Annotated in this window: 19 protein-coding genes; 9 read left to right on the top strand and 10 right to left on the bottom strand. The window is 70.0% G+C overall.

Going from position 1 to position 16,164, the window contains the following annotated elements:
• Positions 1 to 104: 104 nt before the first annotated feature.
• Both ACFWVV_RS05555 and ACFWVV_RS05550 read right to left on the bottom strand, forming a co-directional pair.
• On the bottom strand, positions 105 to 2,621 hold the full coding sequence (locus tag ACFWVV_RS05555; RefSeq protein ID WP_384343258.1) for an MFS transporter: 2,517 nt from the start codon (positions 2,619 to 2,621) through the stop codon (positions 105 to 107).
• A gap of 15 nt (positions 2,622 to 2,636) precedes the next feature.
• Positions 2,637 to 3,209 (bottom strand): MarR family transcriptional regulator, encoded by a 573-nt coding sequence (locus ACFWVV_RS05550; RefSeq protein ID WP_384343261.1) that lies wholly within the window; start codon positions 3,207 to 3,209, stop codon positions 2,637 to 2,639.
• A 232-nt stretch (positions 3,210 to 3,441) separates the two neighbouring features.
• Between ACFWVV_RS05550 and ACFWVV_RS05545 the strand changes: the two genes are divergently transcribed.
• Entirely contained in the window at positions 3,442 to 3,666 is a 225-nt protein-coding gene (locus ACFWVV_RS05545; RefSeq protein WP_384343264.1) for a hypothetical protein, read from the top strand.
• A gap of 32 nt (positions 3,667 to 3,698) precedes the next feature.
• On the opposite strand, the gene ACFWVV_RS05540 is transcribed toward ACFWVV_RS05545, so the two are convergent.
• From ACFWVV_RS05540 to ACFWVV_RS05505, 8 genes are all read right to left on the bottom strand, one after another.
• Positions 3,699 to 4,385, bottom strand: a complete 687-nt coding sequence (locus ACFWVV_RS05540) for a hypothetical protein (protein WP_384343266.1) — start codon at positions 4,383 to 4,385, stop codon at positions 3,699 to 3,701.
• Positions 4,386 to 4,467: 82 nt separating this feature from the next.
• Positions 4,468 to 5,376 (bottom strand): RNA polymerase sigma factor SigF, encoded by a 909-nt coding sequence (locus ACFWVV_RS05535; protein ID WP_384343269.1) that lies wholly within the window; start codon positions 5,374 to 5,376, stop codon positions 4,468 to 4,470.
• A 213-nt stretch (positions 5,377 to 5,589) separates the two neighbouring features.
• On the bottom strand, positions 5,590 to 6,447 hold the full coding sequence (locus ACFWVV_RS05530) for an RNA polymerase sigma factor SigF (protein ID WP_384343600.1): 858 nt from the start codon (positions 6,445 to 6,447) through the stop codon (positions 5,590 to 5,592).
• A 405-nt stretch (positions 6,448 to 6,852) separates the two neighbouring features.
• Positions 6,853 to 7,146, bottom strand: a complete 294-nt coding sequence (locus ACFWVV_RS05525; protein WP_384343271.1) for a Dabb family protein — start codon at positions 7,144 to 7,146, stop codon at positions 6,853 to 6,855.
• 64 nt (positions 7,147 to 7,210) lie between these two features.
• Positions 7,211 to 7,342: a hypothetical protein gene (locus ACFWVV_RS05520; RefSeq protein WP_384343274.1), complete on the bottom strand. Its 132-nt coding sequence runs from the start codon at positions 7,340 to 7,342 to the stop codon at positions 7,211 to 7,213.
• 763 nt (positions 7,343 to 8,105) lie between these two features.
• Entirely contained in the window at positions 8,106 to 8,585 is a 480-nt protein-coding gene (locus tag ACFWVV_RS05515) for an NUDIX domain-containing protein (RefSeq protein WP_384343276.1), read from the bottom strand.
• Positions 8,586 to 8,604: 19 nt separating this feature from the next.
• Positions 8,605 to 9,819: a helix-turn-helix domain-containing protein gene (locus ACFWVV_RS05510; RefSeq protein WP_384343279.1), complete on the bottom strand. Its 1,215-nt coding sequence runs from the start codon at positions 9,817 to 9,819 to the stop codon at positions 8,605 to 8,607.
• Between the two features lie 243 nt (positions 9,820 to 10,062).
• Complete coding sequence (locus ACFWVV_RS05505; protein WP_384343281.1) at positions 10,063 to 10,428, bottom strand: GntR family transcriptional regulator; 366 nt, start codon at positions 10,426 to 10,428, stop codon at positions 10,063 to 10,065.
• Positions 10,429 to 11,197: 769 nt separating this feature from the next.
• Here ACFWVV_RS05505 and ACFWVV_RS05500 point away from each other — a divergent pair.
• The 8 genes from ACFWVV_RS05500 (at position 11,198) to ACFWVV_RS05465 (ending at position 16,163) form a co-directional block, all read left to right on the top strand.
• The gene (locus ACFWVV_RS05500; RefSeq protein WP_384343284.1) at positions 11,198 to 11,494 is read left to right on the top strand and encodes a hypothetical protein; all 297 of its coding nucleotides are present in this window, start codon (positions 11,198 to 11,200) and stop codon (positions 11,492 to 11,494) included.
• Positions 11,491 to 11,826: a hypothetical protein gene (locus ACFWVV_RS05495; protein WP_384343285.1), complete on the top strand. Its 336-nt coding sequence runs from the start codon at positions 11,491 to 11,493 to the stop codon at positions 11,824 to 11,826. Before ACFWVV_RS05500 ends, ACFWVV_RS05495 begins: the two co-directional genes overlap by 4 nt.
• Positions 11,823 to 12,377, top strand: a complete 555-nt coding sequence (locus ACFWVV_RS05490; RefSeq protein WP_384343288.1) for a hypothetical protein — start codon at positions 11,823 to 11,825, stop codon at positions 12,375 to 12,377. Before ACFWVV_RS05495 ends, ACFWVV_RS05490 begins: the two co-directional genes overlap by 4 nt.
• A gap of 8 nt (positions 12,378 to 12,385) precedes the next feature.
• Complete coding sequence (locus ACFWVV_RS05485) at positions 12,386 to 13,396, top strand: DUF2637 domain-containing protein (protein ID WP_384343291.1); 1,011 nt, start codon at positions 12,386 to 12,388, stop codon at positions 13,394 to 13,396.
• Positions 13,396 to 13,779, top strand: coding sequence for an RRQRL motif-containing zinc-binding protein (locus tag ACFWVV_RS05480; protein WP_384343293.1), 384 nt, complete (start codon positions 13,396 to 13,398; stop codon positions 13,777 to 13,779). The genes ACFWVV_RS05485 and ACFWVV_RS05480 overlap by 1 nt, the downstream gene beginning before the upstream one ends.
• Positions 13,780 to 13,816: 37 nt before the next feature.
• Complete coding sequence (locus ACFWVV_RS05475) at positions 13,817 to 14,140, top strand: hypothetical protein (protein WP_384343295.1); 324 nt, start codon at positions 13,817 to 13,819, stop codon at positions 14,138 to 14,140.
• Positions 14,141 to 14,169: 29 nt separating this feature from the next.
• Entirely contained in the window at positions 14,170 to 14,397 is a 228-nt protein-coding gene (locus ACFWVV_RS05470) for a hypothetical protein (RefSeq protein WP_384343297.1), read from the top strand.
• A 92-nt stretch (positions 14,398 to 14,489) separates the two neighbouring features.
• The gene (locus ACFWVV_RS05465) at positions 14,490 to 16,163 is read left to right on the top strand and encodes a hypothetical protein (RefSeq protein ID WP_384343300.1); all 1,674 of its coding nucleotides are present in this window, start codon (positions 14,490 to 14,492) and stop codon (positions 16,161 to 16,163) included.
• Position 16,164: the final 1 nt, after the last annotated feature.

The raw sequence follows: 16,164 nt of genomic DNA, 5'->3' as shown, positions 1-16,164 counted from the left end.
CCTCCGCCGGACGGGCCCTCCGAGCCCCGCCACCGGGCGGGCCCCGCTCCCCGGCACCGGGCGGCGCCTCCGCTCGAAACGCGCCCCGTGCCGGAGGTTCTGGGTTACTCGCCCGGGTGGGCGAGCTCGATGTCGTGCGCGTCCACGCCGCGCCCGGCCACCGTCAGGCTGCCGGCCACCGGCGGGTAGCCGGTCGCGATGACCGTGTACTCGCCCGTGTCGAGGTCGGTGAAGGCGTACGCGCCGTCGTCACCGGTGGTGGAGGTGGCGACCACGTTGCCCGCCGCGTCCATGAGCGTGACGCGGGCGTCCGGCAGCGGCCGGCGGGCGGCACCCGCCCGCACGGTGCCCTGGACCAGCGCACCCGCGGCCAGCACGGCCTCGATCCGGGTGACACCCGTGCCGCCGATCTCCACCGGCAGGGCCATCGGCCGGAAACCGGCCGCGTTGACCGCGACGGTCACGGTTCCTGGGACCAGCTCGCCGAAGACGAACTCGCCGCTCTCCCCGGACTTCCCGGTGGCCAGCACGTCGCCGCGCACGTCGGTCACGATGACCATGGCGTCCGGGACGCCCGTACCGTCGGCCGCGCTGCGCACCGCGCCGCTCAGCCCGCTGGTGCCCGAGAGCAGGATGTCGTACGCCATCGGCTCGTCGCCGACGGTCACCGTGGAGGCCTGCGGCTGGAAGCCGTCGGCCGAGGCGATCAGCACGTACGAGCCGGCGGACGGGGCGTCCACCGCGTAGCGCCCGTCCGGCTGGGCCACCGAGCGGCCCAGCTGACGGCCGGCCAGCGAGATCAGCGTGACCGCTGCGCCGCGCACCGAAACGCCCTCGGCGGTACGGACGAAACCGTGCACGGTCCGCCCGGTGGGCGGCCCTGCGGGGAGCGGCTGCGTCACGGGGAACTCCTGGGTGCTGCCGGTGCTGCCGGTGCTGCCGGTGGCTCCGGCGAGGATCTCGGCCGGGCTGCCCGCCGGCGTCCCGTCCTGCGCGGAGGCGGAGGCGGTGGCGGCGGTGGCCGACGCGGGGATCTCCCCGTCGTGCGAGGTCTTCAGGGCGACCTCCTTGACGAAGATCACCATGATCAGACCGACCAGGGCGATCGGCGCGGCGTACAGGAACAGGTCCGCGATGCCGTCGCCGTACGCGCTCTCCATGACGGTCCTGAGCGGGGCAGGGAGCTTGTCCATGTCCGGGATGCCGTCACCGGCCGCCGCGCCGCCGGGCGGGAGCTGGATGTGTGCCTTCTCCAGACCCTCCTCGACGTAGTGCGTGATCCGGGTGGAGAGGACCGCGCCGAGTGCGGAGACGCCGAGCGTGCCGCCCAGGGTGCGGGTGAAGGTGATCAGCGAGCTGGCCGCGCCGAGGTCCTGCGGCTTGACCTGGTTCTGCGAGGCGAGCACCAGGTTCTGCATCATCATGCCGAGACCGAGGCCGAGGACCGCCATGTAGACGGCGACCTGCCAGTAGTCGGTGTCGTACGCGATGGTGGCGAGCATTCCGAGGCCCGCGACCAGACCGATACCGCCGCCGACCAGGAAGCCCTTCCAGCGTCCGGTCTTGGTGATGACCGCGCCGGAGACCGTCGAGGAGAGGAAAAGACCGGCGATCATCGGGATGGTCATGACGCCGGACATCGTCGGCGACTTGTCCCGGGCGAGCTGGAAGTACTGGCTCAGGAAGACGGTCGAGCCGAACATCGCGACACCGACGAACAGGCTCGCCGCTGCGGTGAGCGCGATGGTGCGGTTGCGGAAGAAGCGCAGCGGGATCAGCGGCTCGGAGACCTTGGACTCGATCACGATGAAGATCGCGCCGAGCACGATCGACCCGCCGACCATCAGGTAGGTCTGCCAGGAGATCCAGTCGTAGTTCTTGCCCGCGAGGGTCACCCAGATCATCAGCAGCGACGCCGAGGCGGCCAGGAAGAACGCGCCGAACCAGTCGATCTTGACCTTGCGCTTGACGACCGGGAGGTGGAGCGTCTTCTGCAGGATGACCAGGGCGAGGGCCGCGAACGGCACGCCCACGTAGAAGCACCAGCGCCAGCCGAGCCACGAGGTGTCGGTGATGACACCGCCGAGCAGCGGTCCGCCGACGGTGGCCACGGCGAAGGTGGCACCGATGTAGCCGGAGTACCGGCCGCGCTCGCGCGGCGGGATCATCGCGGCTATCACGATCTGGGAGAGCGCGACCAGACCGCCGGTGCCGATGCCCTGGAGGACACGGAAGGCGATCAGGGTCCCGGTGTTCTGCGAGAGGCCGGCCAGTGCCGAACCGATCACGAAGATGATCAGGGATATCTGGACCAGCAGCTTCTTGCTGAACAGGTCCGCCATCTTGCCCCAGATGGGGGTGGTGACCGCCATCGACAGCATGGCGGCGGTGACGACCCAGGTGTAGGCCGACTGGGTGCCGTCGAGGTCGCGGATGATCTCGGGGAGGGCGTTCGACACGATCGTCGACGACAGCATCGCCACGAACATGCCGAGCAGGAGGCCGGCCAGGGCCTCCATGATCTGGCGGTGCGTCATCGGTGCGGCACTGTCGGAGGCAGGGGCGGGCGCCCCGTGCTTGGCGTGGCCGCCCCGCACACCGGTGGGTGTGGTCGTAGCCAATGGAATCCTTGTCCTTTACGCAGGTGTTGCGGGTATAGCGGAAGTCGTGGGAGCGGTGTCCGGGGTGCCGGACGGGCCGCCCGCGGCGGTGTCCACAGGGCCCGGCGGGTCGCCGGCCGCGGTGGGCGCGGTGCAGCCGAACGGCGCGGGCGCCCGGGAACGGCAGTCGCCGAAGCTGCTCCGCAGGCGGGCGAGCATCGCGTTGAGCTGTCCGACCTCGTCGTCGGACCAGTCGCCGAGGGTGTCGGCGAGGAACTCGGTGGTGTGCCGGGAGAGCTCGTCCAGGACGGACTTGCCCGCCGGGGTGAGACGGAGGATCCGGGACCGCTTGTCACCCGGGTCGGGCGAGCGGTCGATCCAGCCGCGCTCGGCGACATGGGCGACATGGCGGCTGGTCACCGACATGTCGATGGCCATCAGCTCGGCGAGCCGGCTGAGCCGCATCTCGCCCTGCCGGTCGAGAAGGGTGAGGACGGCGGCGGAGGGCGGCGGGCATTCCAGCGGAAGGATGCGGGCCAGCCCTCTCTTCACCGCGCCGAAGGCGCTGAGCTGGCGGGCCAGTTCCTCGTACTGACTCTGTGCGGCCACGGCACCTCCTTGAACCTCATGCGCATCTTGTTGCTTAGGGCAACCATATGAGTAGATGGTTGCTTCAGACAAATTAATTTCGGGCCTCTCGGGCAAAGGATTCCAAAAGGCTCCCTGATCGGCCGGTCAAGGCCCCGGGTACCGCCGGTAAAGGCGCAGCTCAGCGGGGATCGCCGGAGGAGTGACCCCCTGGGCTGTCGCTCAGGGGGTCACCTTCGCTAGGGTCTCGCGCATGGCACACAACCCCCACGCCCCCCAGGGCCAAGGTCCCGAGGGCAACTACGACCCGGCGGGCAGCACCCAGATGTTCCGTGCGTTCGTGGACGAGGAGCCCGCGCAGCAGCAGCGCCGCTCGCAGCCCGCGGCGCAGTCGTCGGGCCCGAAGACCGGACTGATCGTCGGCATCGTCGCCGTCGTGGTCGTGCTGGCCGCGGTGGCCTGGCTCGCACTCGGCTAGTACGGACCGCCTCTTCCTCAGGACTCACGACCTCACTTCCAGGCGGCGGTGACCCTCCGGGTCTCCACGTGCATCCCCAGCGGCACCCGCCACGCGTCCACGCAGACGGTGTACGTCGCACTCCTGGCCGCTCCGGGGCCGATGGGCCCGGGCAGCGGCTGGGAGGACGTACGGGTCCCCCAGTCGACGCCCAGCGCGCCGATGATGTGCGTCGCGAACGTCAGGGTGCCCGAGCGCACCGCCGTCCCGCCGGAGTTCCGCAGCCCGACGGTGACCTTCTCGCACCACCGCCGGTCCGCCTTGGCGCGCACCGGTGAGCCCACCGTGAGCTCGGCGGGACCCGGCCCGGGGGCCGGCTTCGAGGACGTGGGCGGGGGAGCCGGCCGGCCGCCGGCCCGCGGAGTGGTGGCCGGCGGGGTGGTGGCCCGCGGAGTGGTGGCCAGTGGGGTGGTGGCCGGCCGTGTGCGGTGCGCGGCCGAACCAGGCGCTGCGGGCGGCGGGTTGAACGTTTCCGCGGCACGGCCGGGGGCGTCGAGCGGTACGAACTCGACTCCGCCCTCGGGCGGCACGGCCTTCGTCGGGGCGCTTCCGGGCCCCGCTCCTGCCGCACCCACCGCGACGAATCCCTGCTCGCCCCCGCCGTCGCCCAGGACGGTCAGCAGGCCGCCCAGGCACAGCGCGACCGCACCGGCACCCACGGCCACACGCTGACGTCGCATCGCGCCAGTTTCACTGACGAACCGTCAAATGACCAGTGGGTGGCGGTACTTGGCGGCACCGATCCGCCTCGGTGCTGCGGGGTCAGTCGGCGATGAGCCCTTCCCTGAGCTGGGACAGGGTGCGGGTCAGCAGCCGGGAGACGTGCATCTGGGAGATGCCGACCTCCTCGCCGATCTGCGACTGGGTCATGTTCGCGAAGAAACGCAGCATGATGATCTGGCGCTCGCGCGGCGGCAGTTTGGCCAGCAGCGGCTTCAGCGACTCGCGGTACTCGACACCCTCCAGCGCCGTGTCCTCGTAACCGAGCCGGTCGGCGAGCGACCCCTCGCCGCCGTCGTCCTCGGGGGAGGGCGAGTCCAGTGAGGAGGCGGTGTACGCGTTGCCCACCGCCAGGCCGTCGACCACGTCGTCCTCGGACACCCCGAGCACGACGGCCAGTTCGGGCACGGTGGGCGAGCGGTCCAGCTTCTGGGCCAGCTCGTCACTCGCCTTGGTCAGCGCGAGCCGCAGCTCCTGGAGACGCCGCGGTACCCGCACCGACCAGCTGGTGTCGCGGAAGAAGCGCTTGATCTCCCCGACCACCGTCGGCATCGCGAAGGTGGGGAACTCCACCCCGCGCTGGCAGTCGAAGCGGTCGATCGCCTTGATCAGGCCGATGGTGCCGACCTGGACGATGTCCTCCATCGGCTCGTTGCGCGACCGGAAGCGCGCGGCCGCGTACCGCACCAGCGGCAGGTTGAGCTCGATGAGGGTGTCGCGGACGTAGGTGCGCTCCGGGCTGTCCTGGTCGAGGACGGCGAGCCGCAGGAACAGGGAGCGGGACAGCGTGCGGGTGTCGAGTGCTTCCGGCTGGGAAACGATCGGCGGCGCCTGGACGGGCGCCACCTGCTCGGGTACCGGCTGCACCGGGATCTGGATCGCCGGAGCACGGTCGAGCATGTCGGGCGCATCCTTGATGAGCACCTTCGAACTGCCCTGTTCTACGGACATGCCACCCCCTCTTAGGGTCGCGGACGGTAGCGGCAGACGCTTCCCGTCGGAGGAAGCAGCCTCCACCTGAATACCGGCGGCGGAGCTGCGGCAAACGCGGTTCCAGCAGAATGTCACATGTCGGCAACACGCTGTAGCGCCAAGTCGACAAATACATGCAGGAAAGAGGGGGTGTGCGGCTTTTCTGCCCCCCGCAGGTTCCACCCGCGAGGGTTACGCCTCGATCCGATTTGCGGACCTCAGGCGCGCGAAGCTCCTGGCAAGTAGCCGTGACACATGCATCTGGGAGACCCCCAGCTCGGCGCTGATCTGGGACTGCGTCAGATTGCTGTAGTAGCGCAGCATCAGGATCCGCTGCTCGCGCTCGGGGAGCTGGACGAGGAGGTGGCGCACCAGGTCCCGGTGCTCGACCCCGGCAAGGGCCGGGTCCTCGTAGCCGAGGCGGTCGAGCAGGCCGGGCAGGCCGTCGCCCTCCTGGGCCGCTTCGAGCGAGGTCGCGTGGTACGAGCGGCCGGCCTCGATGCAGGCCAGCACCTCGTCCTCGCCGATCCGCAGCCGCTCGGCGATCTCGGCGGTGGTGGGGGAGCGGCCGTGCGCGGTGGTGAGGTCCTCGGTCGCGCCGTTCACCTGCACCCACAGCTCGTGCAGCCGGCGCGGGACGTGCACGGTGCGCACGTTGTCCCGGAAGTACCGCTTGATCTCGCCGACCACCGTCGGCATGGCGAAGGTGGGGAACTGGACGCCCCGGTCCGGGTCGAAGCGGTCGATCGCGTTGATCAGCCCGATGGTGCCGACCTGGACGACGTCCTCCATCGGCTCGTTGCGCGAGCGGAACCGGGCGGCGGCGTACCGCACCAGGGGCAGGTTGGCCTCGATGAGGGCGGCGCGCACCCGGGAGTGCTCGCGGCAGCCGGGGACGAGGTTCTTGAGCTCGCCGAACAGCACCTGGGTGAGGGCCCGGGTGTCCGCGCCACGGGTGCGGGCGGCGGGGGCGCCGGGGATCCGCTCGGGGGTCTCGGTGAGCGTCGTCTCGGTGGGCGGCGTCCCGGTGGGCGGCGTTCCGGTGGGCACCGTCCCGGCGAGGGGGGCTCCGGCGGACGGTGCTCCGGCGAGCGGAGTCCCGGTGGCCGGTGTCCCGGTGGCCGGGGGTGCCTCGCGGGACGGGGCCTCGCGGGTGGTCGGGGTCTCAGGGGTGGTCGGGGTCTCACGGGTGGCCGGGGCCTCCGGAGAGGTCGCCTGGGAGGGCGGCGCTTGTGGAGCAGTACTGGCCGGCACGGTCACGCCACCCCTTTTTCGGTCGCTACCTGGACACTTCACTTCACCATCCGTCAAAAGCGGTCATAGCATCACAAGACATGTGCACTGTGTGCAAGCACCGCATAACACCGTGTTGGGGCGCAAGTTGGGGCATAGCCATGCAAAAGCCCCGCATCGAAGAGATGCGGGGCCGGGCGTTTCTTCCCTGCGGACGGTGTACTAGAAGGGGTAGTCGGCGATCACCCAGGTGGCGAACTCGCGCCACTGCGCGGCCGCCGCCTGGTGCGCCGGGTGCTCGATGTAGCGCTTCAGCGCGTCGGCGTCCGCGACGGCGGAGTTGATGGCGAAGTCGTAGGCGATGGGACGGTCCGTGATGTTCCAGGCGCATTCCCAGAACTCCAGCTCGGGGACCAGGTCCGCGAGCTCGGAGAAGGCCTTCGCACCGGCCTGTACCCGGGGCTCGTCGCGGTTGACACCTTCGTTGAGCTTGAAGAGGACCAGATGGCGGATCACGGGCACTCCTTGGGGAAGCGGGAGCGGCCCTGCCGCGTACGCCGCGGGCTCGCCTGCTGGCCGGCTACTTCACGAGATTGGTCATGAACGAACCGATGCCCCGGGCCGCGTCGGACAGGCCCTGGAAGCCTAGCCCGACCATGTTCGCCGCCTTGTCGGGGGAGGTGATGATCGTGTACAGCACGAAAACGACCAAGATGTACAGGATGGCCTTTTTGATGTCCACGCCCAGACCCTCCCCTGTGGTCCGCCGAGCAGTCGCGAGAGTCTAACCGTACGACCGGACAACTCCAGTGGGTGAATCCGCTCACGCGGCCGGCTGCCGGGCTCTTCCGGAATTCTTCACTCCCTCTTTAAGGTCCAAGGGCCCGCCCCCGCAGGCCCTTTGGCGGCACCGCGGTGCCGCCGGCTGGAGCAGGATGGTCCATGAGCCCGGAGGATCTGGCAGGAGTCCACCGGGCGAGGAACCGGACCTCACTGCGGGGTCCGTGCCGCGCTCTCCCCTGACGGCGGCACGGACTTGGGGGTCCGTTCTCGTCGGGGGAAGCGGCTTGTCCCCCCGATGCCGCTTCCCCCGCCCTCACCGCCCGCCCTCACCCCCGACCCGGGCGCCCGCGCCCGCCCAGAACCCCCGGCAGCCCCGGCCTTCCCCCAAGGCCGGGGCTGCCGGGCATGCGCCGTGAGGGTCCGCGCGGTGAAGAAAGACGGAGCATGAAGAAAGCCCCCGCCCGGTTTCCCGGGCGGGGGCTTTCTGATGGCGGTAGCGGTGGGATTTGAACCCACGGATAGCTTGCACCATCACACGCTTTCGAGGTCTGTGATCCCTCGTTCATGGCAGTGCGAATGGGTGACGGCGCTGCACTTGAACGTGTCGATGAACCGCGACGAACATCGGCGTACGTCAGTGAATGAGACCAGAACTGAGACCACGAATGCGCCCGGTCCGCCAGTACAGAGGTTCAGCGGGACACTGCTTCCTGCCCGTGCTCCAGGTAGCTCACCCGTCCGTCCCGGCGGGCCGCTGCGGCTGCCTGAATCCGTCGTGCGAGCCTGGGGATGGTGCGTGCACCCACGTCGGCCAGTGGGTGGTAGCCGTACGTGCGCAGTTCTTCGGCTGGCAGGCGGATCTGAGCCTCAACCTCGGGCGTCAGGGTGCCGCCGTCGAAGATGTACAGGACCTTGTCGCCCTCCGAGGGGCTTGGCGCCCAGTCCACGGCGAGCAGGCTTCCGATGCCGGGCGTAATCCCGAGTTCTTCGTGGACCTCCCGCACGCACGCCTGCAGCGGAGATTCCCCGGTCTCGACGTACCCCCCGGGGATGTCGAGGTAGTCCTTGTACGTCGGCTCAACCAGCAGGACACGGTCTTGGGCATCAAAGAAGAGCGCACCCGCTGCCATCCGCGGGTGCGCCATCTTGGCTTCATGCTCGTTCTCGCTCACGCGTCCGAGCCTATCCACTTCAGATCACATGAAGCCTTTCGGCGAGATCGGCCACAGGTTGGGTCGGCCGGCCACGGGTGCCACGGACCCAGCCAAGTACGAGTTCGCGGCTCATGTAGTGGTGACGCACCTGCTCCGGGGCTACCTGCTCGGCATCCAGAACCATGGCGAGTGCATCGTCGATCCGGTTCCAAGCGCTCAGGGCGCGCGCTACCTCCAGGTTGTGCCGTACTCGCCGCTCTACCGGCATTCCGCTGGTGTCCACGTTGGGACCCAGTTCTGCGGCGACCTGCATATCTCCCAGCTCGCCAGCGGTCGCCACGCGGTGAATAGCGACGTTGGTCGGGCCGAAGGCGGTCCACATGTGGTTCGCGTCCGAGCCCAGCCGGTTCGCGAGCACCTCGGCCTCACGCAGGAAGGCTTGGGTCGTGGCCCGGTCTTCCGCCCGTGCCGCGGCCATGGAGCCCGTGAGGAAGAGCGTTCCGTACACCGAGAGGTAGGCAGGGGTCGCATCGCTGAGCCCCGCTTCCAGGTAGCCGGCGGCGTCGTTCACGAGCTGAACGGCGTTCTCGAACCGTCCCGTGGACAGGAGACAGTGGGTGACTGACCGGAACAGCGATCCCGTGATGGTGTCGTTCCCGCACTGCTGAGCTGCGGCCAAGCCTCGGTCGGCGGCGATCCAGGCCAGTTCGCTTTCCCCCAGCTTGCCGAGCACCATCGCGGCGCCCTGGTAGGTCAGTGCGAGCAGTGCGTTTGCTTCCTCCCGTTCGGCGCCTACGTGGGATCGGACCGCAAGCAGCGCATCGGCGAGCAGCAGGGGAATCTGCCGGGCTGCGAAACCGTACGTCGACCCCTGGTAGGCGTCCCACACCTCTCCCACGTCGGAGCGGAGCGCGGCGAGCGTCGGGGGCTCCCCCTCAGGGGGCGAGCCGATGAGCGGGGTGAGGAGCCGGTAGTCCATGAGCGCTTCACGCAGTGCGGGCACTGTTCGGCGACCGCTGTCCTTGGTCCACTCCATGAGCGTCGGCTCGCCGATGAGGTCACCGATGGAGACATCCAGGGCGTGCGCCAGGGCCCTGATCACCGAGAGTCGGTCGAGTTCGATGCGGTTGTTCTCGGCTTTGCCGAGCCAGTCCGCCGTGCGGCCCACGAGCCCGGCCAGCACATCTTGAGAGAGCCCGCGGCGGTGGCGGTACCAAGCAACGCGTTCGCCGGTTGTCAGGTGCTGCGTCATTCCTCGCATGTCCTCAGCCTCACCTCGGTTCGCGAAGAGACCCCGGAAGGATTTTCCGGGGTCGTGCTGCGGATGCGCCATAGCGTCGTTGACGTCCGGTGCAAGACGCCTTGAGTCGACAACGGGGAGGTACTGCCATGGCGTTGACAGCCCAGGAGCGGGACCAAGTGATGGTGGCCCTTCAGCAGCTTTCTGCGGAAGTGCACCGCGTTGCACTGCGAGCAGAGCGACTTGGGGAACAGGTCACTCTGCTTCCCTCTCGGCCTCAAGCTGCTGGAGCCTGTCATCGAGTCTCGCGAGGTGCGTACGAACCGCCGCGATCTCCTGCATGATCGCGACGAATTCGGGACTCGTCTGTTCCTGCATCTGGTCCTCGGACGGTGCGCAGACGAAGTACCCCCGGGTCGAGTCGGAACGGGCTGCGCCCCGCTGCACAAGTAGCTGGAGCGCTTTCGTCACCGTGCCGATCGAGACGCCGAACTCTGCGGCGAGCTTCCGCACAGCCGGAAGTTTCTCGCCGGGCTGGTACTTGCCCCCGGCGATAGCTCTCTGAAGGTCTGCCGCGAGCTGCTCGTTCACTCGTCCCGCGGCGTCAGCGATAGGCGTCATGCACTCGATGCTAACCGGCACGACTGACACAACCCGTTGTGCTAGCTGTACCGGTTGTGCTAGAACAGAAGTAGCGGAACGGCTCGCCAACACGGGAGCCAGGAAGCCCCGTTGTGCCTGCTTGGTCGGTTCGGGATTGCTCGTTTGAAGGCGGCTTCGGCCGCGCGCTTGCGGGTCCTGAGCTGGTGGTTACTTGAGAACTGAACAGTGAGCTGATGATCGGCAGGGTTGAGTCCCTGCCCCCGGTAACGGTCCGGGTGATGACCGTGTTGGCGGCCCCTTTGATGTGTGCCAGCTCTGGAGAACAGCCCTCGGGATCCTCCCTTCCTTTCGGGAGGGCGGCCCGTGGTCTGCCACCTGGTGCACGCCGCCCTGCTGAGCGTCAGAGCAGTGACGATGGCGCGCCCGACTCTCGGGCTCGGGCCCGGTGACCGCGGAACGGTCAGCCGGCGAAGCCCCCGCACCTTCCCAACGGAGGTTCTGGTGTTCCACCGACATACGTGGGCGCCGCCGTGCTGGACCGGCACGGCGCGTACGCCCTTCGCGTCCCCGCGGTACTGAGCGGCTGTCCCGACTCGGGACAGCTCCCGGTCCGCTTCCTGCGCGGCCTACGCCGCGCGGCCCCGGCTCTGCCGTGACGGTGCGGGATCGAATCCCGCCCGGGGCGCGGGTCTCTGCTGCTGGCAGGGACCCACATGAGGCGGCTGCCTCTCGCCAAGAAGTCCGGCCGCCCCCGCTTTCTCCGTCCCTTCGATGACTGGAGTTCCCCATGCGTGCGTACATCGGCAGCCACCACGCTGCCTCGGTAGACGAGTTCGTAGAACTGGCCCTGGGCACCCCCATCGAGCTGTGGCTCGGGGTCGAGGGCGAGAGCGAGGAAGAGGCCGCGGCCCGCGAGGCGGCCGCCCGCGACATCCTCGCCGACGACCCGTCCCTGGCGGACCGGGTGAGCCGGGTCGCCGCGCAGGCAGTCGACGCCCACCCGGAGGTCTTCAACGTCGCCCCGCTGGTCCGGCCGGCCGCCAAGCCCCGCCGCCGTCCGATGCGTAAGGCGGTGGCGGCATGATGAATGACCTGGCGATGGCCGCGGTGGCAGCCCCGCTGCGGGCCCTGAACGTGCTGGCCGCGCAGTACCCGAACCTCCCTGCCGGGGACATCGAGATCACCGAGATCTACCCGGACCGCCTGAAGATGGCGTTCCACGACGCCCTCGGCGCGTTCGAGGCGTGGCGGGACGCTCTGGAGATTGCCCCGGAGGACGTCGACCACGGTACGCAGAGCGGGGGTTCGATGCTCCGGCTGACCGCCTCCATTTCGTACGCCGGGGCGGAAGTGCAGTTGGTCGGGTTCGCAGAGGTGCCGACCTGCTACACCGCTCGGACGGAGGCAGTCGCATGATCCGTCTCGTCAGCCGAGCCCGTATCGAGCGTCTCGTCGCCGAAGCGGACGCCGCCCGTACGCAGGCCCGCCACGTGCGGGAGCAAGCGGACACGGCCTACTCCGAGCACATCCGCACGGTCTACGGGCTGACCGCCCGTGCCGAGTCGTCCGAGAAGGAAGGGACCACGCTCCGGGCGGACCTGCTGATGATGCAGGTCGCCTTGGAGAACGTGGCCGATGACCTGGACCGGGCCCGCGACGATCTGGACAGTGCACGCGAGGAGCTGGCCGCCCGCACCCGGGAGGTCGCCGCGCTGAAGGCGCCGCCGACCGAGGTGCTGGTGCTGCTGCTCCACTTCGGCGAGCCGCACAGCATCCACCCCGACAGCGCCGCCGCCCGCGCATACGCGGCCACCCACGGCGCCCCGCTGAACGGCTGGGTGAAGTGCGATGAACGCTCCGCCCACTCGGTGGCGTGGCTGTGCATCCCGTTCAAATTCGCCGCCGGGCAAGACCACTTCGTGAGCGTGGTCGCCCCTGCGGTGAGGGCACTGGAGGGGGCGGGATGAACACCTCCATGAACAGTGTTCAGATCCGTTCAGCGGAGACCGCGCTGTCGGTGGGCACCTGGCTGATCGTGGCCGGGGCGATGCTGTACTCGATCCTCACCGTCACGCCGTTGATGATCGCCCACACCTCCCCCGAGTGGCGGTGGACGGCGCCGATCCTGCCGCTGGTCGTCGACGCTGCGGTGGTCATCGTGGTCCGCCTGGACTCCGTTCTCGCCCGCCTCGGTGGGCACGGAGGCCGGTGGCCGGTGGTGCTGCGGTGGATGACCGGCGCGATGACGCTCGCCCTGAACATCGCGGACTCCGCCCTGAAAGGGGACCTGGTCGGCGTCGCCGTGCACTCGGTGGCCCCGCTCCTGTTGATCGTCACGGCAGAGTCCGGACTTGCCTACCGGCGGGCCATCACCGCTGCGGTGAACGCCCTGGAGCAGGAGCGACGCACCGAGCAGGAACGGCGCGACCAGGCGGCCCGGGAACGTACTGAGGAGAGCCGGGCGCAGGCCCGCGAGGAGCGCGAGCACGCCGCGCAGCTCGCTCGTGAACAGCGTGAACACGAGGTGCGCCTCGCTCGTGAGGCCGGTGAACGCGAGGACCGGCAACGGGCGAAAGACAGGGAGCGGGCAGAAGCCGCGGAGCGTGCGGAGCGTGAGGCTCGTGAACGCCGTGAACGCGAGCGCGAACAGCTTCAGCGCGAGCGTGAACAGCGTGAACGCCAGGCCGCCGAACGTGCGCAGCGTGAGCGCCGCGAAGCTGCGGAGCGGGCGGACCGTGAACACCGTGAACGCGAGGAACAGGCGGACCGCGAACGCGCCGCGCTCCTGGAGCGGGGGCCGGCCGCGGAGAAGCTGCCCGAGGATGAGGCCCGCGCTCTGGTGAGTCAGGCGTTCGCCGTCAGCCTCCCCGTGCGGGCCGCTGCGGAACTGTGCGGCTGGTCCGTGGGCTGGGTCAGCACCCGCTACGCCGAACAGCGGCCACCGCAGCAGGAGAGCCGGGCGGATGACCACCTGGTGAGTGCCTGATGGGCACCTTCCACGGCCAGTGCCTGGCCGCGGCCCCGTCGACCTCGGGGGTGATTCCGCGGGTGCTGTGGCGGTGCGCCCCCAAGGGCTACGCCACCCTCCGGCAGCTCGACGCAATGGGCCTGCGCCCCGGCGGGCAGGGCGTGCAGATCGAGCTGTTCCGGCCGCGCTACCGGCGCGGCCCCCTGGTCGCCTACCTCTACCGCGTCGACCTTGCCCGGCCGAAGCGGCCGATGACTGCGGCGAAGTGGGCCGCGCTCGCCAAGGCGAACGCCGCCCGCCGCACCTGCCCCTCCTGCAAGACCGATGCCGGGTACGTCATACCGGCCTCGCTCGGGATGTGCGTGCCCTGCGCCTACCCCGAAGACCAGCAAGCCGCCTGAACCACCTGAACACCCTCTCTGAGCTGAGGAGTTCCACGTGAAGATGCGCAAGCTGTCCAGCTTCGACGTGCTGCCGCTCGTGACCGGTGTCGTGGCCCTGAGCTGCGGTGCGATCACCGTCTCTCGCCTGCTGACCTACCGGGTGCCCCTGGGGGCAGCCCTGCTGTGCGGGGTGGCGGTCACGGTGATGTTCGCCGTCATCGGCTTCGTCTACGACTTCCTTTCCCGCCCGGTCTTCCGCTGCTCCGTCCCCGACTGCTCCTACCTGGTGCGGCTCTCGCACGCGGACGCAGCCGAGACGCGCCGTTGGCAGGAGAGCGCCGCCGCCCACCCCGACCACGAACTCAGCGTCCGCCGATGAACACCCCTGAGACCAAGAGGAGTTCCGCCGTGCCCACTTCCACCCCGGACCGTTCCGAGCAGGGAACGCATCACTGGATTCTCACGATGGACCTGCCGGGACATGCGGCAGCGACCACCCACGGCACCTTCCACCTGCTGCCGGGCCAGACCCGCCAGGACGTGTTCGTCCTGATTCGCCGCTCCATGGTCGACAAGCACCCGTCGATGGCCCGCGCGAACGTCGTCTTCTTCTCCTTCGAGCCCAACCGGCTCTGACCAGCGCCTTTCCCCTACGCAGGACCCGGACGACAGCTTTGGCCGGCCAGGCGTCCGGGCCCTGCTCAACCTCCCGAAGGAGTGGACCCAGCATGACGGACACCACCCTCACCGCGACAGAAGCCCCGCCTCCCGTCGCCCCCTCCGACACTCCGCCCGCCCCGCCTGAGCAGAAGGCGCCCGCAGCCGCCACGGTGGAGCACACCCCCGGCGGCTGGCCGGTCGTCCCGCTCGCGGTGACGGGCACCAACACCACCGCCTCCCTTCTCGCCGCTGCTTCCCTGGCGGGCGGGCCGGTGGCCCTGGCCGTTGCCGCCACCGGCGCCGTCGTCCTGGGTGCGGTCGCTGCCACCGCCCGGCACCGCCAAGGCGACAAGGAGAAGTCCAAGCCCGGTGCCCGCAAGCCTCGCCTCGCGTCGAAGTCCGGCTCCGTTGGCGGACGCGTCCGCGGCTTCGGCGGGGGTACGTCCGCCAGCCGTGGGGCCCGGCCGGGTGCATCCGGCAAGGTTCCCGCTGCGCGCCGCCCGGCCGGGGGCCTCCATGCGGCAACCTCGCGAACGGGCAGCGCCGGTGCACCTCGCTCAGGCCGCTCCGGGTCTGCGGGGGGTGGCCTGCACCGTTCCCCCGGTTCGGCGCGCGGCAGCATCGGCCGTGGCGGTGCTGGCCGCGGCGGCGTCAGTGCCGCGCGGAGCAGGGCCGGTGAGGTCCGCGCCCTGCGGGACGGCTCCCGGCAGTCCGCACCCACACGCGCCGCGCAACGGGCGCAGACCACCACGGCCCGCCGGAATGTGGCCGATGCCCGACGCGACGCACGGGCAGCTGCCCGCACGCGGTCCGCCTCCGGCAAGGGACTGGCCGGGCGGGCGCTGAACAAGGGCGCCGCCAAAGTCCGGGCGGCCACCCGGGGCGCCAGGAACCGGTTGCGGGCTGCCAGCGACCGCCAAGCGGCGGGGAAGGTCGGCACCCACCGCAGCCAGGTACGCAGGGCCCCGGCCCGCCAGGCCGGCCGCCGCGCCCTGCGCCATTCCCGCCGGGTCGCACGCCGTGCCCTGATCCGTTCTGCAGCACGCTTTCAGGCGCGCCGTCTGCTGGCTGCTCTGTTCGGCGGGGTCCTCGGCATCTTCGGAATGGTGACCACCCCGCTCGGCCGCTGGCTCGGGTGGAACTGGCTCCAGTACCCCGGACGCCGCCTCTACCGCCGTCTCACCGGTGCCGCCCGCCAGCAGCGGGATGCCCGCGATAACGCCATCCGCGACCAGCGGGCGGCCCGTGATGAGGCGATCCGTGCACAACAGGCCGCCGAAGAGGACGCCGCCGACACCGAGGGCGAGGAGGGCGAGGTGGGGGACGCCGTCCAGCGCCCTGACCACCTGGTTCCGCAACCCGCCGCACCTGCATCCGCCTCAAGTGAGGGAGAGAACGTGTCTGGATTCCGGTTCGAAGAGTACGCATCGGAGATGGAGAACGCCGCCAACTCCTATGAGCCCGAGGACGCGATGGAGATCCTCGCGATGGTCGAGGGGCTGCCCGCCGCGCTCACCTCCGTCGCCAACGTCATGCGGATCCTCGCCGAACGTTCCGACAGCGAGTTCCCGCTGGAGAAGGAAGTCGCCTCCGGGTTCGACGACATCTACGGCGCCCTGATGTCCGCGGTCGCCGTCGCGGACGACATGGGCCCGCTGTTCCGGCAGGTCCACGAGCAGGACATCGCCCGTCACGAGGACCCGCGCAACGGTCCCGAAGCCGAGAAGGGCTGGAACGTCTGAT

The sequence above is a fragment of the Streptomyces sp. NPDC058663 genome, from assembly GCF_042716745.1.
In the GTDB taxonomy this organism is placed as follows: Bacteria; Actinomycetota; Actinomycetes; order Streptomycetales; family Streptomycetaceae; genus Streptomyces.
This window is presented reverse-complemented; position numbering and strand designations above follow the sequence as displayed.